Genomic DNA, 21,426 nt, shown 5'->3' on the forward strand with positions numbered 1-21,426 from the left:
ATCCTTTATTGTTTGATATATAGTATAAAGATTTAATAATGACTGCAAGTCATCGTAACACAGTTTATGTTCAATTTTACGATGACAGTAAATTAAAATAATAGGTTATTTATGGTTGCCCCGTATCTTCAATGTATGGTGATGGTGTCGTCTTTTCATCATCTGCCACCCAATGTTCTGCCATCAATACAGCGTGTTGAGGGCGGTGCACCTGGTATTGTTTCGAACAATAAAAATGGAACACAAGATTTAGGTGTGATGCAAATTAATACACGATGGATAGAGCCATTACGACGCACAACAGGCGAAACTGGAGATATAATTTATAAAAGGTTAAAAGAAGATAGTTGCTATAATATTGCTGTGGCGGGGGCAATTATGAAGTTGTATTTAAAAGAGACGAACGGCGATTTAATGCAAGCGATTGGTAATTATCACTCTCATACACCCTCTTTGAATAATCAATACAAGTTAAAAATTATAAATGCGTCTTATCAAACTAATGGTTCTGATGTTCCTTTGGGAAAACATTTGTCGCCTTACCAAAAACGTTTATTAAAAGCAAAACAGAAATCAAATAGGTATCATCATCGTAAAAAAAATCAACGATCATGATACCTATTCAAATAAACCACTTATTTCAAGCTTGTGGTCGTACGTTTTCTTTTAGTTGCAGAGCTTAAAGTTTTAGCTTTTGGTGCCGCTTTAGGATTTTTTTTGGTTGTTGTTTTAGCTTTTGCTGGTGGGGCAACAACGATTTCTTCTTTTACTTCCTCTTGTTCCTGTTCTTGTTCTGCTTGAACTTCAATAGGCTCTTCAGGAGTTTCTAATATACTTTCTGATGTATCAGTATCTTCAGTCTCAATAAGTTCTTCTTGTAGAAAAATATCGAAAGTAATTGGAGGTAAAGGCATTGAACCAGGTGAACGGGGAAGTCTCCCTTCTGAAGCACCATATAAGATATAGTGGATAAAAGGATTGATTGAAGATTGTGCAAGATCAGGATAGGAGGCTAAGTAAAAGTTAGTGTTAAAAAAACGATTAGGGTTACGTCCTTCTCGGTATCCGAAAGAAAGGTAATGATCTAATGGGTCACAATTTGCCATTGCAACATCTTGATATGTTGCAAGATACCAAGCAGAGTCAAATAAAAGAGATAGGGTTTCAATTTCAGACATTTTGTTTTTAATCCATTATAATATTTCGTGAATTATAAAGAAAGTATGGCACCAGCTTATTTATAATTTAAATATGTAGGTAATGTCTGAAAGAACGTTTTACAAGTTTTATGATTGTTTTTTATGTAGAATTTATAATTCTTTATCGTTACTTTTTCTTTTTTGCTGCACTTAAGGCATTGTATAATAAGCAAGATATTGTTACTGGACCCACCCCACCTGGTACTGGCGTAATTTTACTTGCGATACCTAATGTTTCATGAAAAGCGACATCACCAACCAATTTTACTTTGTTTTCTTCTGTTGTGATTCGATTTATTCCGACATCGATAATGACGGCACCTTTCTTTACCCAAGACCCTTTGACCAGTTCTTTGCATCCTGTGGCGACGATCAGGATGTCTGCTTGTCTTGCCAGCTCTTCTGTATTTCGAGTATCAATATGAGCTATTGTGACTGTACAACCTTGGTTTAAGAGCAGTTGTGCCATAGGTTTGCCCATTAGATTAGAGGCACCAATAACCAAAGCATTTAATCCACGTAGATTTGAAAGTTCTTGTTGCAATAATAACAAACATCCCAAAGGGGTGCATGGAATGAAGCCATCTGTATGTCCAAGGGTCAATTTTCCTGCATTATATGCAGTCAGTCCATCGACATCCTTTTCAGGTAAAATTGCTTGAATAATAGGATCTGAATCTAAATGTTTTGGTAACGGCAGTTGAACAAGAATACCATGAATATCTGGATCATTATTTAATCTTTGTATTAGGGTTAACAATTCTTGTTGAGTGGTTGTTTCAGGAAGCAAATGCATAAATGATCGCATACCAACTTTATGTGTTTGTTTCGTTTTATTACGCACATAAACTTCACTGGCGGGATCATTACCAACAAGAATAACCGCAAGACCTGGCGTTACCCCTGTTGTTTGTTGTAATTCTGCCACTTGAGCTGCGACTTCTTTAGTCATTTTTTCAGCAAAAGCTTTACCATCGATAAGCTGTGTTTCAATAGATGTATTCATGATGATTAATCTTTTTTCAAAATTTTGTACAATAAAAAATTATAGAGTTGTCGTTTTGCTTTTTTTAAGCTGCTCTTTTTGATCCCATTCATCGGCAATCGCAGCAACAATTCCATTTCCTAATACACTGGTTGCAGTTCTGGCCATGTCAAGAAATTGATCAATCCCTACAATCAACGCAAGCCCTGCTGCGGGAATGTCAAAACCTGGCATTACAGCTGCCAGCATAACAGTTGATGCTCTTGGAACGCCAGCAATCCCTTTGCTGCTAATCATCATCACAAGGAGCATCATCATCTGTTTATCCCAAGGCATGTTGACATGATAAACTTGGGCAATGAAGATTGCTGCAAATGAAAGAAACACCATCGTTCCACAAAGATTGAAACTATATCCTAAAGGCAGAACAAAAGCAGATATTTTTGGGGAAACACCAAATTCAGTCAGTTTTTCTAATAAACGTGGGAATGCAGATTCACTGCTGGCTGTTGAGAAACCAACTAAAACAGGTTCAGAAATAAAAGGGAGAAGTTTAAATACTTTTTTCCCCATCATACAATATCCCGCGCCGATTAATATGGCCCACATAATAAGGACAAGTATATAGAACTCTATTAAATATATACCGTACTTTTCAATGATTTGAACGCCATTTTGGGTCGCGATGGAAAGTAAAGATGAAAAAACAACCAAAGGAACAATTTTCATCACCATATCAGTGACTTTTAACATGACATGTCCCATCGCATCAATTCCATCGCGCAGCGTTTGTGCCGATTTTCCTGGTAGTCTTGCCAGACCTAGGCCAAAGAACACTGCAAAAACAACCAATTGAATCATGTCATTTTTGGCCATAGCATCAACGATGCTATCTGGTACAATGTGAAGGGTAAATTTTACAATATCAAAATGATAACTAGAATGGTCAGCAGCAATAGGAGGAGGATTGTCAGTAAAGCCAACACCAGGTTGAACAATATTGGCATATACCATTCCCACAGCCAAAGAAACAAAAGATGCAGCAATAAACCATAGAATAACTTTGATACCAATTGTTTTAATGGTGCTGGTATCTTGTACATTACTGATCCCAGCGATCAACGTGGCCAGCACAAGAGGGGCAACAATCATTTTAATCAATCTTAAGAAAAGGTGAACGATTAAATCGGATGCCCCCATAATGAAGGTAACTAAGTCTGTAGTTTTTGTAATATAAATATTTTTACCATAAGCATGACAGATCAGGCCTAAAATTAGTCCAGATATCATCGCAATTCCGATAATCGTTACTTGTCTTAACAGTGAATTGGATGAAGTTGATGGTGTTTGCCCGATTTGTTCTGCTGCCATACTGTATTTTCCCGTTCATGACCAGTAATTAAGATAAAGTAAATAAGTTTAAACCAATTTTTTACTGCGTAATAAACAGAATGCAGCAATAGTAACCATACAAGTAATTTCACCTGTTTCAATCATTTGTTCAAATTGAACAAGTGGTACAGAATGGCAAGTCATATTTTGTTCAGTCGCTTCACGATTTGTTGTATGTTGAGTCAGATCTGTTGCCAGAAAAACATGACCTTTTTGCGTGGAATAGCCAGCGCCTTGGTAAAAACTGCCTGCGTGAATCATGTTTTTTGCACGAAGACCTGTTTCTTCTTCAAGTTCTCCCATAGCGACCATTTCAGGGGTTGCATCGGGTTTTAGCTCCCACATACCCATTGGCAGTTCCCACATAAACTCCCCAACAGGATAGCGATATTGACGAATAAGAGTGACTGTTTTTTCGTTATTTTCAATATGTAGGGGTAAAATAACTGCAAACTCATTACGTTCAACAACCCCGAACATTCCATCTAAATCATTTGGGTATTTAATTATATCTTCACGTATTTTTAACCAACGATTTTCATAGGCAATGCGTGAGGATATAGGGGTAATACCCCCTGCATCAGGTTGACCGATAATTTTTTTAAGAGTCATAATCAATAATATCCTGTTGGTATTTAATAAGGTATAATATTCAGTTTAAACTATTTATTCTGGACTAGTTTCTTTTTTTTCTTTCCACATAGTTGCAAAGTCAATACGTTGTAAAGTCACGGGGGGCAAATTTGCTGATCTAGTAACATTCAAAACTGTATTTCTAATTTCTGGGAAAAGTAAATCAGGAGTATGCACCATCAATAAATCTTCTAGGTTAGAAGTTTCCAGCGTTGGAAAGGTAACCATTCCAGCATATTGAAGATGTAAATTGAAAATAGAATTCGTAAGATCATCGTCGGTGGTTGTACTAACACAAGAAATAAATACAGTTACTTCGAAATTAGGTTGTTCTTCGACAAGTTGTTGTGCATTGACATCAACAGTTACTGTTAAGTTAGGAGAGGGGGGTATATTTTCAAAAATATAAGGAGCTGCTGGGATTTTTAGGCTTATTTCTTTGATGTATTGGGTGTGTAGTTGAAGATCAGATAGTTTGGTTATCTTAACAGTCTGGTTTTTTTTAGGCATGATATTTATTCTTTATTATTTAAGTATATGAATTATTCTTGTTGAAATTATATAACAAAAATTACACAGAAGACAAAATTAGAATTTAATTTATTTATATTTTGAGAATAGGAAATGAGAGATTTGTTTGTGATATGGTATTAATGCTCCGTTTTTTAAAGTAGGATTACTAAATTTTGAAATTAATTTGATATCGTTATGATATGCTTACATATTTAGAATTACTAATATTATGAGTGAAGAGACATCAGAGTATTATGAAATATTGAGTAATTTTAAATTTTGCTGATGTAAAATTGCTTATCTATATTTTAAAATATATTATATACTATTTTGAAAATGATACCTCAATTAAATAATTTAAGGAGATATTTTAAGTGTTGCGTTTAATAATTATTGTACCGTTTTTGGCTATTTTGGGTGTTTTTTTAATATTTAACGAAGAACCCGTACAAATGTATTTTCCTCTGTTAAGTTGGAAAGTTTCTGTTGGAACTTTTGCTTTGTTACTAGGGCTTGCCTCTTTTATCATTGGTGTTTTAGTAATGTTTATTGCTATTGTCAAACAATGGCGAAAAGTAAGAGCAGCTAACAAACAAATTCAAGAATTAGAAAAAAAGCTAAACGAATTACGTGAACAATATATTAACAATTTAACACAGCCTGCTGCTGGACACGCACCTGTTCAAACTCCTCAGGAACCTATAACAACAATTGGACAGTCCGCAGAAGCTGACGCAGAAATATTGACCTTAACCAAATAGTGTAAAAATGATCAAAAATACAGGATTAATCCTTGCGTTAGATACCAAAGACCCTGTTCAAGCGGAACAATGGGCAAAAATTGCTGATGCAACTGGGCAAATGATAAAGATAGGAATGGAATATACCTATGCGTGTGGCTTTGATGAAGTATGTCGCCTCGCTCAGGGCAGAAAAATTTTCCTAGATTTAAAATTGCATGATATCCCTAATACTGTTGCTTCTGCGATTGCAAGCTTGGCGCCTGTAAAACCTGCAATGCTTACTGTTCATGCGTTGGGTGGGCAGGACATGATCCGTGCTGCAAGAAGGTCAGTTGATGAGCATTTTCCCAGCGACAGTAAACCGATCTTACTGGCTGTTACGATCTTAACCAGTATGAACCAAGAGAATTTAGGCTCTATTGGTATTTCTGTATCTCCGCTGGAACAAGTGTTATTATTGGGTAAAATGGCTTTGGCGGCTGGAGCAGATGGTTTGGTTTGTTCCCCACATGAGGTAGCATATTTGAGGGAGCAATTAGGCGATGACGTTGTTTTAGTAGTCCCTGGTATTCGAATGGCAGATGCGGCTGCTGATGACCAACAACGTGTAACGACACCCATACAAGCACATCAAGCCGGTGCCAGTTGGATTGTCGTTGGTCGTCCAATTACGAGGGCAGAAAACCCAGCAGGAATGGCAAAACAAATTATTCATGAATTACAAGGATAATAGAGGGTGACTGCGATTAAGATCTGCGGGGTGAAGGATCCTGAGATTTATGAGTTATTAGCAACGCTTAAAGTCAATTGGGTTGGGTTGGTATTTTATGAATCTTCACCACGATTTATTTCCATCGATCAAGTACGTCAATTGCCCGATTACTACAATGAGGGGATATCAAGGGTTGGGTTATTTGTAAAACCAACGCTTGACGAGGTGAAGCGCGTTCTTGAAACAGTTAGACTGGATATTTTACAGCTTTATACAACACCAGAAATTGCACGAACTATTCGTGAAATATTTGATGTTCCTGTTTGGTTGGCTAAAGGTATCAAAGAGCGCTCTGATCTTCCCAAAACTTGCTCAATTGACGGCTTGGTGATAGAAGCACCACCCAATCACTCTGATTCAAGACCTGGCGGGAATGGACGAACCTTCGATTGGCAATTAACTTCTGCATGGAATGCGCCTAAACCTTGGCTATTGGCGGGTGGATTAACGCCAGAAAATGTGGTTCAAGCGATCCAACAATCTGGTGCCAAAGCGGTTGATGTGTCATCTGGTGTAGAACGTCGTAAAGGCGAAAAAGATCCTACGTTGATTCGACAATTTATTCAAAATATTCGTACTATTGATTTTAACCAGTCTTAGGTAATTTTGCAGATGAACCAACAGTTTTTCCCCAATTCATCCGTTCGGCTCGAAAAGGATAATATTCATTTAGAGCCACTATCTCTTGCTCATCGAGAGGGATTACAACAAGCATGTAAAGATGGTGAGTTGTGGAAGTTAAGAGTTACCTCAACACCACATTATTCAGAGGTTAATTCTTATATTCACACGGCTTTGCAAGCTAGGGAAATAGGAAAAAGATTTGCTTTTGCTGTTATCGACGACCAAAATAATCGTGTAATTGGGACGACCAGTTACCATGATATTTTGCCAGCCGTCCAACGATTGGAAATTGGATATACTTGGTATGCAAAGTCAGTGCAAAGAACAAGTGTAAATACAATCTGTAAATTGTTGTTACTAGAATATGCTTTTGAAACGTTACAAGCAAGAACAGTGGGATGGCGTACAGATATTTTTAATTTGAAAAGCCAACGTGCGATAGAGCGGTTGGGTGCTAAAAAAGACGGTGTCGTTCGTGGCGATGCTTTAAGAAAAGATGGTACCATTCGTGACACGGTGATGTACAGCGTCGTTGCAGGAGAATGGCTCAATATCAAGGCGCATCTAATTGGATTATTAGATAGTCAATATTAATTTAGCACATTTAATGGTCTGCTTGGGAGGGGATTTGTCATTTGCTAGGTGAGTTTACCTTTTCAGCTACAGTTATAGAATTTTATGTAAAAAAAATTGTGACCCGAATTAAGTATTCAAAAGATTAAAGCCCTTCTTAAGCTATTTAAAGAAATCGAGTATATTGAATTAGTTTTTCCCGAAGGAAAACGCCTTGAGATAGAAGCGATACATTATCATGCAGGTTATCAACTAATGATAACAGAACCCTGTCAAGAAATGTCGCAAGCACTATAATGGGGTGAGCGTTGCGCAATATTTGTAATAGAATTTGTAGCTATTTTACGTGTGATTGCTTTCTTTTCATTTTTTAATCATGCTCATGTTGGTCAGAAAAATATTGCTATAAATTGGCAAGTTTTTGGCTGCGTTTATATAAGTAAACAAGTTACTTTAAGTTCTCTGTATTTTAAGGGTATATCTTTTTTTTCGAACTGATCTGTTATGTGATAATCATCATGATCTGTATCTATACGATTTTGATTTATAAGCTGATAGATATAGAGGATGTAATCTATAAATTTTGTATCAAGTGGAGATGTTTATCAAATAGAGTAAATACTTTTTTAATTTACTTAAAAATTTGTTATAATTATATATGGTTTTGGTTTTTTTATAAAAAGGAACAATATGATGCAAAATAATCTAAGTAGCCCATCAAAAGCGATTGAGTTTTTTCTTGAGGATAGAGGTTCGAAGTTGAGCCTGCAGAATATTGATAATTTTATTAAAAATATAGAGGGTGTAAAGTCTGCAGAAGTTAATCCTGCATCAGGTCAGGCTAAGATAATTTTAAAAGATGATTCTCTATTTGATAAAAAATTAATTGAAATACAAAGACTACTCTTTGCGCAAGGCTATGAAGTAAAAGCAAAAAATACTAATGGTGTACAAGCTGTTTTATTTTTTGGTACAATGGCATTAGGATTCTTGGTTGTGGCTATTGTGATGACACTATTTTACTATTATGGACCTTCCTTACCATCACTAGTGTAACTATATTGTTTCGTTAAAAATAAAAAGCCTCTTACTGTAAAATAAGAGGCTTTCTTTTATATTAATTCATATCCTTCTTCTTCAATAGCAGCTTTAAGTGCTGCATGGTCTGGATTTCCTTTTATAGTCACTGTTTTGGCTTCTAAATTAACGGTTGCTTCTTCAACGTTGGATAATGCTTCGACAGCTTCTTTGACTGCTTTGGCACAATGTTGGCAGGTCATTCCTTCAACTTTATAAGTTTGCATGATTGTAACTCCGTTTAAAAAATATACTATATGATAATAAGAATTATTTTTATATTAGGCTACAAAAACAGGATGAAGTAAAGATGTCAGATGAATCTTCTCTTACGAAAACAGTTGATTTTTCAATTTCAGGGATGACCTGTGCGTCGTGTGTTAGGCGTGTTGAAAAAGTTATAAAGCGTGTTGAAGAGGTAGATGAAGTCAGTGTTAACCTGACTCTGGAACAAGCCAGAGTTGTTTTACAAAATCCTGATATCATTCAGCAAAAAATAAACGAAATAGAAACTGCTGTCAAAAATGCAGGGTATGAAGCGAAATGGATCAATCCAGAAGAAAAAATCGAGGATAGCTCTGAAGCGACTCAGCATAAAGATTTTCTACAATGGGTAATTGCGGCTGCATTTTCCTTACCATTAGTGGTTTCTATGATTGTGGGATCACTCCATCATGGCTGGATGTTACCAGGTTGGATACAGTTTTTATTGGCAACGCCCGTTCAATTTTGGTTAGGAAGGCATTTTTATGTTGCTGGGTATCGTGCCGTTAAAGCAGGTGCTGGAAATATGGATTTATTGGTTGCGTTGGGTTCCAGTGCAGCTTGGATTCTTAGTACGGTTTTATTAATTGGATATTATTTAAATCCAACAGCACATTCCGAGCCTCATTTATATTATGAGAGCTCAGCTTTAATCATTACCTTTATTCTGTTTGGTCATTGGTTGGAAAAACGTGCCAGACATAAAGCAGCATCCTCTATTCGTGCTTTACAAGCCTTAAGACCAGATACAGTTTGTAAATGGGTAGACGGACAAGAAGTAATTGTTCCAAATGAAGCCATGAATGTTGGGGATATCGTTGTGGTTCGCCCAGGAGAGCGTATTCCTTGTGATGGTGTCGTTTATGATGGTGAAAGTGCTGTTGATGAATCGATGTTGACTGGCGAAGCTGTTCCTGTTGAGAAAATTAAAGGAGACCAAGTTACAGGTGGTTCTTTGAACGCCAATGGTCGTTTACTAATTCAAGTTGAAAAAACCGGTAAAGAAACACGTTTAGCCAGTATTGTGCAATTGGTTGAAAATGCACAAGCCTCCAAAGCACCTATTCAAAAGTTGGTTGATCGTATCAGTGCTGTCTTTGTGCCTATCGTGATTGTGATTGCTTTGGTAACATTTTTTGGGTGGTGGATTGATGGATATTTGGTTGAAGGATTACTGCATGCAGCTGCTGTGTTAGTGATTGCATGCCCTTGTGCTTTGGGACTAGCAACACCAACAGCATTGGCGACAGGATGTGGGGCTGCGGCACGGTCTGGAATTTTGATTCGGGATGCCGAGGCATTGGAGCGTGCAGCACATATTCAAGTTGTAGGGTTTGATAAAACAGGCACTTTGACCGAAGGGAGATTATCAGTTGTTTCAGTTATTCCCACTGAAAGGTTCAACGCGCAGCAAATCCTACAATGGACAGCCAGTTTGTCTTTGGGTAGTGAGCATCCTTTGGCAAAGGCTTTATTAAACAAAGCGCAAGCAGAAAATATAGAATTAATCATCCCCGAATCTTTTCGTGTGATTAAAGACCAAGGCAGAGGGATTAGTGGTAAGATAAAAGATGCTACTTTTCTTTTTGGCAATCAAAAAATGCTTGAAAATTTAGGGTTGGATGGAAGTCAGTTACCTAGCGATATTCAAGGCGCAACAGTTTCTTGGCTAGTTCGCTTTAAAGACGAGAAATATGAATTATTAGGTGTCGTTGCATTTGAAGATCATATTCGAGAAGGTGCTGATAAAGCCATTGCCCAATTAAAAGCAAAGCAAGTTAAGACTGTTATTTTAACGGGCGATAATGAACAAGCTGCATACAAGGTTGCAAACGCTGTCGGGGTAGATGAGATTCATGCGAACCTAAGCCCTGAAGATAAACAAAAATTTATTGTTAAGTTAGGCAATGAAGCTGGTCAAAAGCGTTCTGTTGCAATGGTTGGTGATGGAATTAATGATGCTCCCGCATTGGCAGCAGCAGATTTAGGGATCGCGATTGGCGAAGGTACGGATGTTGCTGCTGAAGTAGCAGGTGTTGTTTTAATGCGTAATCATCCAGGTTTGGTCGCCGCAACAATAGATATTGCCCAAAAAACACGCCAACGGATTAAAGAAGGTTTGTTCTGGGCATTTATTTATAATATCATCGGTATACCTTTGGCTGTTTTTGGATTACTCAGCCCAGCGGTGGCAGGTGGAGCAATGGCATTAAGTAGTGTTTGTGTTGTAATGAACGCCCTAAGATTATTGCGATGGAAAGCCCAAGTTTAACCGAAAATTAGGAGTTCAATGGTTATGAATTTAAAAGCAATAAGTATTAAACTATGTCTTTGTGCTAGTTCAATCTTATTTTCAACTCAGTTGATGGCACAATCAGCAAAACCACAAAATAATATTGTGAATTTTAAGCAATCAGATCATTCGATTACGTCCAATTGCCACTATACTGCGGTGGGTTTCTTTCACGTATTACAAGAAAATATTGCCCAAAAAGATAAAAAAGCAGTTGCAGAAATGGTGAAATATCCGTTGTGGATACAGTTGAATGAAAAACAGATCCAGATCAAAGATCAGAAACAATTTATAGAACATTACGATGCAATTATTACCCCCAAAATTGAAAAAATAGTGCAAGAACAAAAATTCAAAGATTTGATCTCGACTTACCGTGGTATGGCTTTTGGAAGCGGCGAAATTTGGTATTCTAACGCCTGTCCAGATAAAGATCAAAAAACTGATCAAGCTACAAGAATGAAAATTATTGGTATTAATAATTCTATGTAGTTCCGTAGAATATGTTAATGAATTTATCTTAATTTGACAAAGACGATACATGACCAAAATCAAAATAATGATCGCTTTTATTGCGGTTGGTTCATTGGCATATTCATTGAATGCTGTGGCAATACCATTACAAACTGATGAGATTAAAACAATAGAGCAAATGAATGCTCGACTGGATTTTTTATTTGGGTCTCATGACGATTATTATGCTTTTATCGATCAATTAAAAGAGGATGTTACGCATCAAAATAAAGCCGCTGTGGCAGCGGTGGTTAAATATCCCCTGAAAGTTGACATTGCTAATAAGCGTGTTTTGATTAAAAATCAACAGCAATTTATTCAAAATTACCAAGCAATTATTACCCCCAAAGTAAAAGAATCTGTTGCAAAGCAAGAATTTATTGGGATGTTTGCAAATGGGCAGGGAATGATGTTCGGCAGTGGTCAATTATGGATTTCTGGATATTGTATGGATAAAACTTGTAAAGACCCTGCTCAAACTAGAATTTATATCAAAGCTATTAATAATTAAAAATTAGGGCTGGAAATAATCCAAGCCCTTTTAAATTATTAAGCAGACGCTTCAACCATTTTATCAGCAATTTGTAAGCCTAATTTATTAAATAACGTCAGATCGCTGCTTTTCTCGGGGTTTGGACAGGTTAATAAACGTTGACCAAGAAAAATAGAGTTTACCCCAGCTAAATAACAAAGCGTTTGCATTTCAGGACTCATTTCGGTTCTGCCAGCAGCAAGACGCACGTAACTTTGTGGCATCACAATGCGCGTAACGGCAATCGTGCGCACAAAATCCAAAGGATCAATGGTTTCTGCATCTTCCAAAGGGGTGCCTTTGACGCGGATTAATAAATTAATAGGCACGCTTTCTGGGTGTTTCGGTAGGTTAGCTAGGCTTTTAATCATGCTGGCACGATCAGCTTCCTGTTCATTCATCCCAAGGATCCCACCACAACAGACTTTAATTCCAGCATCACGCACAAAAGCCAAGGTATCTAAACGATCTTGATAGGTGCGGGTAGAAATGATTTTCTCATAATGTTCTTCGGAAGTATCCAGATTATGATTATAATAATCTAGCCCAGCTTTTTTTAGTTTGAGCGTTTGTTCAAGGTTTAACATGCCTAAGGTCACGCAGGTTTCAAGACCTAACTCTTTGACGCCTTCAATCATGGCGCAAACGGTTTCTAGGTCATGATCTTTTGGGGAACGCCACGCAGCCCCCATACAAAACCGTGTGGCACCTTCTGCTTTGGCTTCTCTAGCTTTTTCAAGGACTTTATCAACCGCCATTAAACGATCTGCTTTGATTTTTTCCTCGTGTCTAGCACTTTGTGGGCAATAAGCACAATCTTCTGGGCAGCCACCACTTTTAATAGAAAGTAACGTAGAGACTTGGATTTTTGTAGGATCAAAATAAATGCGATGTGCAGATTGCGCTTTGAACATCAATTCTGGTAAAGGCAGTGCAAACAATGCAGAGACTTCTTCTCTTGTCCAATCGTGTCGAATAGGGAAGGTTTCTTCTATTATGAAGTCATCACTAAGAGTTTTATGGGAAAGCATAAAGATATCCTTAAATTATTATCAGGCTAAGTCACCGAGATAAAAGAGTGCTGTATATAGGGTTAAAATAAGTTAAGAAAAGATTTATGAAAACAATAAAATATTAGGAATATAAAATATTTATTTTCAGACAAAGAAGCTATAGTAAAATTTAGTTCATTCTATATAAGGTTAATTTTGCGGTTAAGATGTAAGATATGTTTACCAAAATGAAGTGAGGGGCGTTATGAATCGGTTAATTACAACTCAAAAAAGAGGAAAATTAGGTATTTTAACCTTAAATCGTCCCAAGTTTTTAAATGCAATTAACGCAGCGCTACAGCAAGAAATTATATCGCAGTTAGAATTGTGGAAAACAGACCGACAAGTTCAAGAAATAGTTATTAACAGTTCACATGCTAAGGCTTTTTGTGCAGGTGGGGATATTCGTGAAATTGCATCTTTTGTAAAAGTGGGTCAGTATGAGCAAGCTGTCGACGTTTTCTTGCATAATTACCAGCTTGTTCATTATGTTTCTAACTATCCTAAGCCCGTTATCAGCATTATGGACGGGATTACGATGGGTGGAGGGGTTGGATTGGGCTGTTTTTCTTCTCATCGTATTGTGACTGGGCGTGCTGTCTTGGCAATGCCAGAGGTTATGATTGGCCTTTCGCCGGATGCGGGAAGTAATTTACTGTTTAGTAAAGCACCTGGATATACAGGGTTGCGTATGATGTTAACAGGAAAAAGATTTCATGCCGAAGAAGCGATTAAATTGGGTTTTGCCGATTACATGGTATCTTCTTCTATGGTTGATTATGTTTTAACACAATTAGAAAAACGCGATATGAATGATGTTTTATCTTTTTTAAAACGTGAAAAAGAATATGATTCTAGTTTCTTACAAGAAGTTGAGAGTGTTTATAACGCTCCTGACGTAAAAACAATTATATCTAATTTAAAACAAAGTAATTTTCTTTGGGCAAAAGAGGATTTAAAGGAGATTTCTCAGGCATGTCCTTTCTCTTTGCACATTACTTATAAGGCTTGGCAAAATAAATTATCTGATTTAGGGGAAGTATTAGAACAGGATCTGAGCGTCATTAGTCATTTAGTGATGCGTTCTGATTTTATGGAGGGGGTTCGGGCTAGTGTGATTGATAAAGATCGTTCCCCAAAATGGAGTAATGCTCCAATTATACCAAAAATAATCGACACATGCTTTGTTTCCTCTTATAAACTATATAGTTGAATGTGTTGTAGCAGATATTTTCTTTTGCTCTAAAGGACTCAAAAATATATAATCTAGAAAATTAAGAATATTAATCTTTTTTCAAGGTAAAAAATTATGAAGCATTGGGATATGGAACAGATCAAATGGGATCGATTTGATCCATCTCTTATTGATCCAAAAATTGTTCCTTTAATCAAAGCCGCTTCGGTTGTTGAACGAAATAGTGTCGATTACACAGTTTATTTAAATAATGTATTTGCTCATGATGCCGAATTAATGCAGCTGTTTGAACAATGGGAAGTAGAAGAAGTTCAACATGGTGAAGTACTTGGCCGGTGGGCAATGATGGCTGATCCAGGTTGGAATTATCAAAAAAGTTTTGATCGATTTAAAGAGTTTTATAAAATAGATCTTGATACAAATAGCTCCATTAGAGGCTCGCACGTAGGAGAGTTTATTGCCCGTGCAATGGTCGAGGTTGGAACCTCTTCTTATTACAGTGCGTTGGCTGATTATGTAAAAGAACCTGTTTTAAAGGAAATCTGCCGTAAGATAGCAGGAGATGAGTTCCGTCATTATAAATTATTTTATGATTGTATGAAACGATATTTACCTCAGGATAATTTATCTAAATGGGCTCGGGCAAAAATTGCAATTGGGCGTATTGTCGAAAGTCAAGACGATGAATTGGCATCTGCATTTCATATTACCAATGAACCCGAAGGAATGCCTTATAATCATAAACGTTGTATTGCGTTATATATGGTGAAGGCAATGCCTTTATATCAACGTCACCATGTTGCACGTGTGGTGAATATGGTATTTAAAACCATTGGTTGGATGCCTTCGATGAAATTACAAGAAATCCTTGCTAGAATAATGATGCATATTATCAAATTTCAACAAAAATCTTATGCAAAACAAATCTCAGGTTTGGTATAATTAATATAAATTTCTAAAATAAGGTGGAGAAATAGTGACTCAAGAATCTTTAACATTGGGTTTTTTTGATATTCCTGTTCACGAAGCAGCGGCAGCAGCTGTTTTACGTGTATTAGAAGCCCATGGTGTCGCAGACATAGAGCTGATAACGGGCGAAACTGTGGCTTTGTTTCAAGAGATTCGTAACGGGGAAATAGATATTTTTGCGACATTATGGACCCCAGATGTGCATTGCGACTTGTTAAATTCGGCCTCCTCTATGCAGGCGATTGGGAATTTATATCAACCATTTTTATTTCTGGCCTTGCCTAGTAAATTTAAGGCAGAGATCACATCAATCGATCAATTATTACAATCTACTGACATAGATAGAGAAGTGATTGTTTCTGAAATTATTTATGATCGTGTGTTATCTGCATTCCAAACGTATGGTTTGATAGATGTGGGATATATCCTAAAATCTGCTACAGACGAAGAAGTAATCAGTCGATATAGAGATGCCATGACTTCTCAAGAACCAAAGATTATGGTTCTATATTCGCCAAGTTTTTTAGAAGATTCTGAGATGATTTATCAATTAAAAGATTCAAAGAACCTCTTTGCTCAAGAGCAAAAAGCCATCATTTTGATCAAAAAACAGTTGATTGATTCTTTGGGCGCTGATTTGATTGACGAGCTAGAAGAAATGACCTTGGGCAATCAGGTTATGAAGCTGATGGAACAAGCAATGCGTGTTGATGGAATGGATGCGCATGAAGCGGCAGAAGCCTGGCAACGTGGAAAATTAGTAGTAAGAACATAATGACAAAAGAACACGATCAACAAGACATCAGCTTGGCTGCTCAATATGAGGCCTATCCTTATCCAGAGCGTAACCCTTTGGATGAAAAGAAACGTTTATTTATTGGTAGTCCCAGCCATTTAAATGAAATTGATTATTGGGTCTTTGGTGGTTACAGAAAAATTACTGATCCATTAAAGGTGCTTGTTGCAGGTTGCGGCACTGGGGATGCTGCAATTATGATGGCCCAACAAATGGCGCGCCAGGATTGTCCAGGTGAAGTTGTTTGTCTTGATCGTGCGGAAGCAGTCTTAGCGATTGTTAAGGAACGTGCCAAAGTTCGTGAATTAACTAATTTACGGTTTGTACAAGGATCAATTTTTGATCTGCCTGAACTTAATTTGGGCAAGTTTGATTATATTGATTGCTGTGGCGTATTGCACCATTTGCCTGATCCCGACAAAGCATTGCGTATTTTAAAAGGGGCGTTAAATATCGGTGGTGGTATCGGTCTGATGGTCTATGCGCCGCATGGTCGCACGGGTGTATATATGCTTCAAGATGCGCTTTCTCATCTTGTCCCCATTCAAGAAAAGCCTGCACAACGTTTAGACATGGCGAAACGAGTGTTGCGTCATCTGCCTCAAACAGCTTGGTTACGAGCCAATGGTAATTTTGGTGACCATTTAACCGGTGGGGATGCAGGTATTTACGACTTGTTATTGAACCCAAGAGATCGTGCTTATACAGTTGATGCGTTATGGGATTTGATCCAACAAACAGGGTTCGAGATTAATGCTCTTGTTGAACCTGCTCGTTATGATCCTAAATATTTAATCACTGATCCTAAATTTCGTGAAAAAATCGATCAATTAGATGCTCGTACGCAGGCAGTTATTGCCGAAGGACTGGCAGGGAACATGGCAACGCACGTTGTGTATATTCGTAGGTCAGAGGATGAATTGTTTTTCGTTGATCCTATGGATCTTGAATCCATTCCTTTTATGCGGGAAAAGCCAGGCGAGATTCTAGCAAGTGAAATACTGCCATCTAATTTATTACCTTTTTCCTTTGGAACATTAACAGTAATGATTCCGTTGCCAGCACAGGCCAGAGGTTTTTTAGGCTTAATTGATGGAAAACGTAATTTGGGTGAAATTGTTGAAATTGTTAAAGCCAGAGGGGTTCCAGAGAAAAAGATCCTTCCCTTGTGGAAAGAAACATTTGAAAAATTACAATCAATTAATCAGTTATTTGTAAGAGTTGCTGAATGAATGCTCAGCCGATTCTTGTTTTTGGTGCAGCGTTAAATGCTGATGGAACGCCCAAACGTGCTTTGATGATGAGGATATATGCTGCGATTGCATATGGAAAATTGTGTGTCTCTCCATTATACATCGTTACCGGTGGGAATCCTCAAAAAGAGATAACCGAAGCTGAGGTGATGAAGCAGCTTTTGATTGAAAATGGCGTGCTAGAGGAACAAATTATTTGTGAAACGCAAGCGACAAAAACGATTCAATCTGTTGTGCTATGCAGTGCTTTGTTGAAAAAATTAGGATTTATACCAAAGCAAACACGATTAGTTGTCGTATCGAACGCTTATCATTTGCCGCGATGTTGTTGGTTGCTTTTTTTACTAGGATGGCGCACACGCGCTGTTGCAGCATTGGGAAATGCGTCTCGTCATTTTTATAAATGCTGGAACTGGCGTTTGCGTGAGATTCCTGCGATAGTGTGGAATAGTTTTGGTATTTTATTCAATTAATTTTGTTTTTAATTTATAGTTTATTTAGGAATAATCAATGGCAGTTAGTGCTTTTCTTTTCCCTGGTCAGGGTAGTCAATATGTCGGAATGGGTAAAGAACTTGCAAAAGCATTTCCCGTAGCTCGTGAGGTTTTTGAAGAATTAGATGAGACATTAAAACAACCTTTATCAAAAATGATGATGGAGGGACCAGAGGATGAATTAACGTTAACGCAGAATACTCAACCTGCTTTGATGGCACATTCAATGGCTGTTATTCGTATTTTGGAAAAAGAAGCAGGATTAAATCTTGCACAAAATATTGCTTTTGCCGCAGGACATTCTTTAGGTGAATATTCTGCATTATGCATGGCAGGCGTCTTTGATTTTGCAACAACGGCTGCTTTGCTGCGTGTGCGTGGCGATGCCATGCAAAATGCTTTGCCTAAAGGGATGGGGGGTATGGCTGCGTTATTAGGCACTGATATGGCGCAAGCCCAAATGATTTGTCAGCATAGCAGCCAACCTGATTCTTTGGTTGCTGTGGCCAATAATAATGGTAATGGGCAAGTGGTGATTTCTGGGCATATGGATGCGATTGATCGAGCAGTGACTTTTGCAGCAGAGCAAGGAATACGCAGGGTTGTTAAATTAACAGTGTCTGCCCCTTTTCATAGTCCTTTAATGGCTCCTGCTGCGACAAAAATGCAAGAAGAACTCAGACATTCTACGTTGAAACCTTTCAATTGTTCTGTGTTAGCGAACGTAACAGCTCAACCTTATACCAGTCTGCCAGAAGTGCAAGAATTGTTGGTCAAACAAGTGACTGCGCCCGTTCGTTGGGCAGAAACAATGCAATTTATGATCGATAAAGAAGTAGAAGTTTTTTTTGAAATTGGCTCGGGTAAAGTATTATCTAATTTAATGCGCCGAACTGCCAAAGATCGTCAGGTTTTTTCTATAGGAGAACCTGCAGATATTGATCAATTTGTGACTATTTTTTCGAATTCTAAAAACTAATCATAAGGAATAAACATGTTTAGATTAGACGGTAAAGTTGCGCTGGTAACTGGGGCTTCTGGTGGTATTGGCCAAGCAATTGCAAAGGCATTAATTGCCCAAGGAGCCAAAGTTGTTTTATCTGGTACTAGAGAAAATATACTTAAAGAAGTCCAAGAAAAATTAGGCGGTGAAGAAAAAGCCAAGATCCAAGTGGCTAACTTAACAGACTCCGAATCTGTGGCGGCATTAATCCCTAGTTCAGAAGAGCTTTTTGGTGCTCCGATTGATATTTTGGTTAATAATGCAGGGCTAACACGTGATACATTGGCATTACGGATGAAAGATACAGATTGGCAAACGGTTTTGGATGTTGATCTTTCTGTGCCTTTTAAGCTCAGTCAAATTGCGATCAAAGGAATGATGCGTCGTCGTTATGGCCGTATTATCAATATTGCATCGATTGTTGGTGTAACTGGGAATGCGGGTCAAACAAATTACTCTGCTGCAAAAGCTGGGTTAATTGGGATGAGCAAATCTTTGGCGCTAGAAATTGCCAGCCGTGGAATTACCGTGAATGTAGTCGCCCCAGGGTTCATCGAAACAGCAATGACAGATCAACTTGCAGAGGCACAAAGGGAAAAATTATTAGAAAAAATTCCATGTAGTCGTATGGGTAAAGTTGAGGATATTGCAGCAGCAGTAACCTATCTTGCTTCTGATGAAGCGCAATGGGTCACCGGGTCTACGCTACATGTGAATGGTGGGATGGCGATGATTTAAGTAACCCACTGTTGTAAAAATCATATATTGACGTTATCTTAATAAAGAATTATTTGGTTAATACAAACGAGTATATGTAATTTTAAGTTTAGCTTGGCTATTACTAAGAAATGTGATATGCCCCATGCTAATATATTACAAGATTGAGGTTTATTGTATAATAAACCTTTGAAATATAACAGAGTCAAGATCACTTAGAAATGCTTAGAGCAAGCAGAAGGAATAGAATTAGATGAGCGATATCGCCGATAAAGTAAAAAAAATCGTTGTTGAACATCTTGGTGTTGAAGAAGCAAAAGTAACACCAGAAGCTTCTTTTATTGATGATTTAGGCGCAGATAGCTTAGACACAGTTGAATTAGTTATGGCTTTTGAAGAAGCTTTTAGTGTTGAAATCCCTGAAGATTCAGCTGAAAAAATTGCAACTGTTAAAGATGCTATCGACTACATCGAAAAACAAAAGCAATCAGCTTAATTTTTTAAATATAGTTACTTAATTTCAAGAGGCACATAGGTTAACCAGATGGCAGAAAATAAATTGATTTGTCAGCGCCGCGTCGTTGTGACCGGTATGGGGATTGTAAGCCCTCTTGGAATTGGTATTGATAATGTGTGGAAGCGCCTTGTTGCTGGTGAGAGCGGTATTAACGCGATCAGCAGTTTTGATGCTTCTAGCCTTCCTGCTCGTGTTGCAGGCGAAGTGCCTGCGGGAACGAAGAGCGAAGGAAAATTAGATCTTGCAGAATGGATTCCTGTTAAAGATCAGAAAAAAATGGATCGTTTTATTCATTTAGGTCTTGTCGCAGCAATGCAAGCTGTGGAAGATTCTGGATGGGTGCCACAAACTGAAGATGAACGTTGTGCCACAGGTGTGATGATTGGTTCTGGTATTGGTGGACTACAAACGATTTATGAAGCTTCTGTTAAGGTTCATGAAGGTAATAGTCGCAAGATTTCTCCATTTTTTATCCCATCATCATTGATTAATCTAGTTTCTGGATATGTTTCTATAAAATATGGCTTTAAAGGGCCAAATCATGCTGCGGTGACAGCCTGTGCATCTGGAGTTCATGCAATTGGTGACGCAGCGCGTTTAATTGCATTGGGTGACGCGGACGTCATGGTTGCTGGTGGTGCCGAATCTGCAGTTTGTGCTTTGGGGATTGCTGGTTTTGCTTCTGCACGAGCATTATCAACTGGGTTTAATGATACTCCGGAAAAAGCTTCACGTACTTGGGATAAAGATCGTGATGGCTTTGTGATGGGCGAGGGTGCTGGTATTGTTGTTCTTGAAGAGTACGAGCATGCCAAAGCCCGTGGTGCAAAGATTTATGGCGAAGTCATTGGATATGGAATGTCTGGTGACGCGTATCATATCACAGCGCCAGCTGAAGGTCATGATGGTGCTTACAGAGCAATGCGTGCTGCGATCAAAAATGCAGGAATTGCCGTTGAAGATATTAACTATGTTAATGCGCATGGAACTTCAACGATAGCGGATGACCTTGAATTAGAAGCAGTGGAACGATTGTTCGGGGATGCTGGTAAGAAATTAGCAATGTCTTCAACGAAAACATCAATTGGCCATTTGCTAGGTGCAGCGGGTGCAGTAGAGGCGATTTTCTCTTTGCTTGCTATTCGTGATAATATTGCACCACCGACTTTAAACCTTGATAATCCCTCCAAGGAAACGATGATTGATCGAGTTGCGCATGAAGCACAACAACGTCAAGTGAATATTGCTCTATCCAATAGTTTTGGATTTGGTGGTACTAACGCTTCTTTACTGTTTAAAAAGGTTTAAATTTAGAGC

The 21,426-nt window shown here is 37.9% G+C and carries 25 protein-coding genes; 18 read left to right on the top strand and 7 right to left on the bottom strand.

Features of this window, described 5'->3' with window-relative positions:
* Positions 1-111: 111 nt before the first annotated feature.
* The gene (locus PQG54_RS06530) at positions 112-615 is read left to right on the top strand and encodes a lytic transglycosylase domain-containing protein (protein ID WP_271789580.1); all 504 of its coding nucleotides are present in this window, start codon (positions 112-114) and stop codon (positions 613-615) included.
* A gap of 20 nt (positions 616-635) precedes the next feature.
* On the opposite strand, the gene PQG54_RS06535 is transcribed toward PQG54_RS06530, so the two are convergent.
* The 5 genes from PQG54_RS06535 to PQG54_RS06555 all read right to left on the bottom strand — a co-directional run bounded on the left by PQG54_RS06535 (position 636) and on the right by PQG54_RS06555 (position 4,719).
* Positions 636-1,178 (bottom strand): hypothetical protein, encoded by a 543-nt coding sequence (locus PQG54_RS06535; RefSeq protein ID WP_271789579.1) that lies wholly within the window; start codon positions 1,176-1,178, stop codon positions 636-638.
* Positions 1,179-1,326: 148 nt separating this feature from the next.
* Positions 1,327-2,205: a bifunctional methylenetetrahydrofolate dehydrogenase/methenyltetrahydrofolate cyclohydrolase FolD gene (gene folD, locus PQG54_RS06540; RefSeq protein ID WP_271789578.1), complete on the bottom strand. Its 879-nt coding sequence runs from the start codon at positions 2,203-2,205 to the stop codon at positions 1,327-1,329.
* Positions 2,206-2,244: 39 nt separating this feature from the next.
* Positions 2,245-3,555 (bottom strand): dicarboxylate/amino acid:cation symporter, encoded by a 1,311-nt coding sequence (locus PQG54_RS06545; protein ID WP_271789577.1) that lies wholly within the window; start codon positions 3,553-3,555, stop codon positions 2,245-2,247.
* A gap of 48 nt (positions 3,556-3,603) precedes the next feature.
* Positions 3,604-4,188, bottom strand: coding sequence for an NUDIX domain-containing protein (locus PQG54_RS06550; RefSeq protein ID WP_271789576.1), 585 nt, complete (start codon positions 4,186-4,188; stop codon positions 3,604-3,606).
* Positions 4,189-4,242: 54 nt separating this feature from the next.
* Positions 4,243-4,719 (bottom strand): protein-export chaperone SecB, encoded by a 477-nt coding sequence (locus PQG54_RS06555; protein ID WP_271789575.1) that lies wholly within the window; start codon positions 4,717-4,719, stop codon positions 4,243-4,245.
* Between the two features lie 377 nt (positions 4,720-5,096).
* Between PQG54_RS06555 and PQG54_RS06560 the strand changes: the two genes are divergently transcribed.
* The 5 genes from PQG54_RS06560 (at position 5,097) to PQG54_RS06580 (ending at position 8,490) form a co-directional block, all read left to right on the top strand.
* Positions 5,097-5,483, top strand: coding sequence for a LapA family protein (locus tag PQG54_RS06560; RefSeq protein WP_271789574.1), 387 nt, complete (start codon positions 5,097-5,099; stop codon positions 5,481-5,483).
* Positions 5,484-5,490: 7 nt separating this feature from the next.
* Positions 5,491-6,195, top strand: a complete 705-nt coding sequence (gene pyrF, locus PQG54_RS06565) for an orotidine-5'-phosphate decarboxylase (RefSeq protein WP_271789573.1) — start codon at positions 5,491-5,493, stop codon at positions 6,193-6,195.
* 6 nt (positions 6,196-6,201) lie between these two features.
* Entirely contained in the window at positions 6,202-6,837 is a 636-nt protein-coding gene (locus tag PQG54_RS06570) for a phosphoribosylanthranilate isomerase (protein WP_271789572.1), read from the top strand.
* Between the two features lie 12 nt (positions 6,838-6,849).
* Positions 6,850-7,455 carry a GNAT family N-acetyltransferase gene (locus tag PQG54_RS06575; protein ID WP_271789571.1) on the top strand — a complete coding sequence of 202 codons (606 nt, stop codon included), beginning with the start codon at positions 6,850-6,852 and terminating at the stop codon, positions 7,453-7,455.
* A 669-nt stretch (positions 7,456-8,124) separates the two neighbouring features.
* On the top strand, positions 8,125-8,490 hold the full coding sequence (locus PQG54_RS06580) for a heavy-metal-associated domain-containing protein (RefSeq protein ID WP_271789570.1): 366 nt from the start codon (positions 8,125-8,127) through the stop codon (positions 8,488-8,490).
* A 56-nt stretch (positions 8,491-8,546) separates the two neighbouring features.
* On the opposite strand, the gene PQG54_RS06585 is transcribed toward PQG54_RS06580, so the two are convergent.
* Positions 8,547-8,738, bottom strand: a complete 192-nt coding sequence (locus tag PQG54_RS06585; RefSeq protein WP_271789569.1) for a heavy-metal-associated domain-containing protein — start codon at positions 8,736-8,738, stop codon at positions 8,547-8,549.
* Between the two features lie 83 nt (positions 8,739-8,821).
* Between PQG54_RS06585 and PQG54_RS06590 the strand changes: the two genes are divergently transcribed.
* The 3 genes from PQG54_RS06590 to PQG54_RS06600 are packed head-to-tail and all read left to right on the top strand — an operon-like array spanning position 8,822 to position 12,092.
* Positions 8,822-11,047 carry a heavy metal translocating P-type ATPase gene (locus PQG54_RS06590; RefSeq protein WP_271789568.1) on the top strand — a complete coding sequence of 742 codons (2,226 nt, stop codon included), beginning with the start codon at positions 8,822-8,824 and terminating at the stop codon, positions 11,045-11,047.
* A gap of 24 nt (positions 11,048-11,071) precedes the next feature.
* Positions 11,072-11,560 (top strand): hypothetical protein, encoded by a 489-nt coding sequence (locus PQG54_RS06595; RefSeq protein WP_271789567.1) that lies wholly within the window; start codon positions 11,072-11,074, stop codon positions 11,558-11,560.
* A gap of 49 nt (positions 11,561-11,609) precedes the next feature.
* Entirely contained in the window at positions 11,610-12,092 is a 483-nt protein-coding gene (locus PQG54_RS06600; RefSeq protein ID WP_271789566.1) for a hypothetical protein, read from the top strand.
* A 38-nt stretch (positions 12,093-12,130) separates the two neighbouring features.
* Here PQG54_RS06600 and bioB read toward each other — a convergent pair whose 3' ends face one another.
* Positions 12,131-13,144 carry a biotin synthase BioB gene (bioB, locus tag PQG54_RS06605; RefSeq protein WP_271789565.1) on the bottom strand — a complete coding sequence of 338 codons (1,014 nt, stop codon included), beginning with the start codon at positions 13,142-13,144 and terminating at the stop codon, positions 12,131-12,133.
* Between the two features lie 226 nt (positions 13,145-13,370).
* On the opposite strand from bioB, the gene PQG54_RS06610 reads away from it, so the two are divergent.
* From PQG54_RS06610 to fabF, 9 genes are all read left to right on the top strand, one after another.
* Positions 13,371-14,378, top strand: a complete 1,008-nt coding sequence (locus tag PQG54_RS06610; RefSeq protein WP_271789564.1) for an enoyl-CoA hydratase/isomerase family protein — start codon at positions 13,371-13,373, stop codon at positions 14,376-14,378.
* Positions 14,379-14,474: 96 nt separating this feature from the next.
* The gene (locus tag PQG54_RS06615) at positions 14,475-15,302 is read left to right on the top strand and encodes a ferritin-like domain-containing protein (RefSeq protein ID WP_271789563.1); all 828 of its coding nucleotides are present in this window, start codon (positions 14,475-14,477) and stop codon (positions 15,300-15,302) included.
* 34 nt (positions 15,303-15,336) lie between these two features.
* Positions 15,337-16,104, top strand: a complete 768-nt coding sequence (locus PQG54_RS06620) for a glycine betaine ABC transporter substrate-binding protein (RefSeq protein ID WP_271789562.1) — start codon at positions 15,337-15,339, stop codon at positions 16,102-16,104.
* Positions 16,104-17,357, top strand: coding sequence for a class I SAM-dependent methyltransferase (locus tag PQG54_RS06625; protein WP_271789561.1), 1,254 nt, complete (start codon positions 16,104-16,106; stop codon positions 17,355-17,357). Before PQG54_RS06620 ends, PQG54_RS06625 begins: the two co-directional genes overlap by 1 nt.
* Positions 17,354-17,851 (top strand): YdcF family protein, encoded by a 498-nt coding sequence (locus PQG54_RS06630; RefSeq protein ID WP_271789560.1) that lies wholly within the window; start codon positions 17,354-17,356, stop codon positions 17,849-17,851. Before PQG54_RS06625 ends, PQG54_RS06630 begins: the two co-directional genes overlap by 4 nt.
* A 37-nt stretch (positions 17,852-17,888) precedes the next feature.
* Entirely contained in the window at positions 17,889-18,851 is a 963-nt protein-coding gene (gene fabD, locus PQG54_RS06635) for an ACP S-malonyltransferase (RefSeq protein ID WP_271789559.1), read from the top strand.
* Positions 18,852-18,866: 15 nt separating this feature from the next.
* A complete protein-coding gene (fabG, locus tag PQG54_RS06640; protein WP_271789558.1) occupies positions 18,867-19,613 on the top strand; it encodes a 3-oxoacyl-[acyl-carrier-protein] reductase in 747 nt (248 codons plus the stop codon).
* A gap of 232 nt (positions 19,614-19,845) precedes the next feature.
* Positions 19,846-20,088, top strand: coding sequence for an acyl carrier protein (locus PQG54_RS06645; RefSeq protein ID WP_271789557.1), 243 nt, complete (start codon positions 19,846-19,848; stop codon positions 20,086-20,088).
* Positions 20,089-20,136: 48 nt separating this feature from the next.
* Positions 20,137-21,417, top strand: coding sequence for a beta-ketoacyl-ACP synthase II (gene fabF / locus PQG54_RS06650; protein ID WP_271789556.1), 1,281 nt, complete (start codon positions 20,137-20,139; stop codon positions 21,415-21,417).
* The last annotated feature ends 9 nt before the right edge of the window (positions 21,418-21,426 follow it).

The organism is Commensalibacter communis, assembly GCF_947179015.1.
Lineage (GTDB): Bacteria > Pseudomonadota > Alphaproteobacteria > Acetobacterales > Acetobacteraceae > Commensalibacter > Commensalibacter communis.

What these genes read in the sequence shown, in the direction of transcription:
- PQG54_RS06585 (WP_271789569.1), bottom strand. Translation starts at nt 8,738, where the DNA reads ATGCAAACTTATAAAGTTGAAGGAATGACCTGCCAACATTGTGCCAAA.
- PQG54_RS06530 (WP_271789580.1), top strand. Translation starts at nt 112, where the DNA reads ATGGTTGCCCCGTATCTTCAATGTATGGTGATGGTGTCGTCTTTTCAT.
- PQG54_RS06580 (WP_271789570.1), top strand. Translation starts at nt 8,125, where the DNA reads ATGATGCAAAATAATCTAAGTAGCCCATCAAAAGCGATTGAGTTTTTT.
- folD (WP_271789578.1), bottom strand. Translation starts at nt 2,205, where the DNA reads ATGAATACATCTATTGAAACACAGCTTATCGATGGTAAAGCTTTTGCT.
- PQG54_RS06610 (WP_271789564.1), top strand. Translation starts at nt 13,371, where the DNA reads ATGAATCGGTTAATTACAACTCAAAAAAGAGGAAAATTAGGTATTTTA.
- fabG (WP_271789558.1), top strand. Translation starts at nt 18,867, where the DNA reads ATGTTTAGATTAGACGGTAAAGTTGCGCTGGTAACTGGGGCTTCTGGT.
- PQG54_RS06625 (WP_271789561.1), top strand. Translation starts at nt 16,104, where the DNA reads ATGACAAAAGAACACGATCAACAAGACATCAGCTTGGCTGCTCAATAT.
- PQG54_RS06575 (WP_271789571.1), top strand. Translation starts at nt 6,850, where the DNA reads ATGAACCAACAGTTTTTCCCCAATTCATCCGTTCGGCTCGAAAAGGAT.
- PQG54_RS06630 (WP_271789560.1), top strand. Translation starts at nt 17,354, where the DNA reads ATGAATGCTCAGCCGATTCTTGTTTTTGGTGCAGCGTTAAATGCTGAT.
- PQG54_RS06600 (WP_271789566.1), top strand. Translation starts at nt 11,610, where the DNA reads ATGACCAAAATCAAAATAATGATCGCTTTTATTGCGGTTGGTTCATTG.
- PQG54_RS06545 (WP_271789577.1), bottom strand. Translation starts at nt 3,555, where the DNA reads ATGGCAGCAGAACAAATCGGGCAAACACCATCAACTTCATCCAATTCA.
- PQG54_RS06590 (WP_271789568.1), top strand. Translation starts at nt 8,822, where the DNA reads ATGTCAGATGAATCTTCTCTTACGAAAACAGTTGATTTTTCAATTTCA.
- PQG54_RS06550 (WP_271789576.1), bottom strand. Translation starts at nt 4,188, where the DNA reads ATGACTCTTAAAAAAATTATCGGTCAACCTGATGCAGGGGGTATTACC.
- PQG54_RS06595 (WP_271789567.1), top strand. Translation starts at nt 11,072, where the DNA reads ATGAATTTAAAAGCAATAAGTATTAAACTATGTCTTTGTGCTAGTTCA.
- bioB (WP_271789565.1), bottom strand. Translation starts at nt 13,144, where the DNA reads ATGCTTTCCCATAAAACTCTTAGTGATGACTTCATAATAGAAGAAACC.
- PQG54_RS06615 (WP_271789563.1), top strand. Translation starts at nt 14,475, where the DNA reads ATGAAGCATTGGGATATGGAACAGATCAAATGGGATCGATTTGATCCA.
- pyrF (WP_271789573.1), top strand. Translation starts at nt 5,491, where the DNA reads ATGATCAAAAATACAGGATTAATCCTTGCGTTAGATACCAAAGACCCT.
- PQG54_RS06645 (WP_271789557.1), top strand. Translation starts at nt 19,846, where the DNA reads ATGAGCGATATCGCCGATAAAGTAAAAAAAATCGTTGTTGAACATCTT.
- PQG54_RS06535 (WP_271789579.1), bottom strand. Translation starts at nt 1,178, where the DNA reads ATGTCTGAAATTGAAACCCTATCTCTTTTATTTGACTCTGCTTGGTAT.
- fabF (WP_271789556.1), top strand. Translation starts at nt 20,137, where the DNA reads ATGGCAGAAAATAAATTGATTTGTCAGCGCCGCGTCGTTGTGACCGGT.
- fabD (WP_271789559.1), top strand. Translation starts at nt 17,889, where the DNA reads ATGGCAGTTAGTGCTTTTCTTTTCCCTGGTCAGGGTAGTCAATATGTC.
- PQG54_RS06555 (WP_271789575.1), bottom strand. Translation starts at nt 4,719, where the DNA reads ATGCCTAAAAAAAACCAGACTGTTAAGATAACCAAACTATCTGATCTT.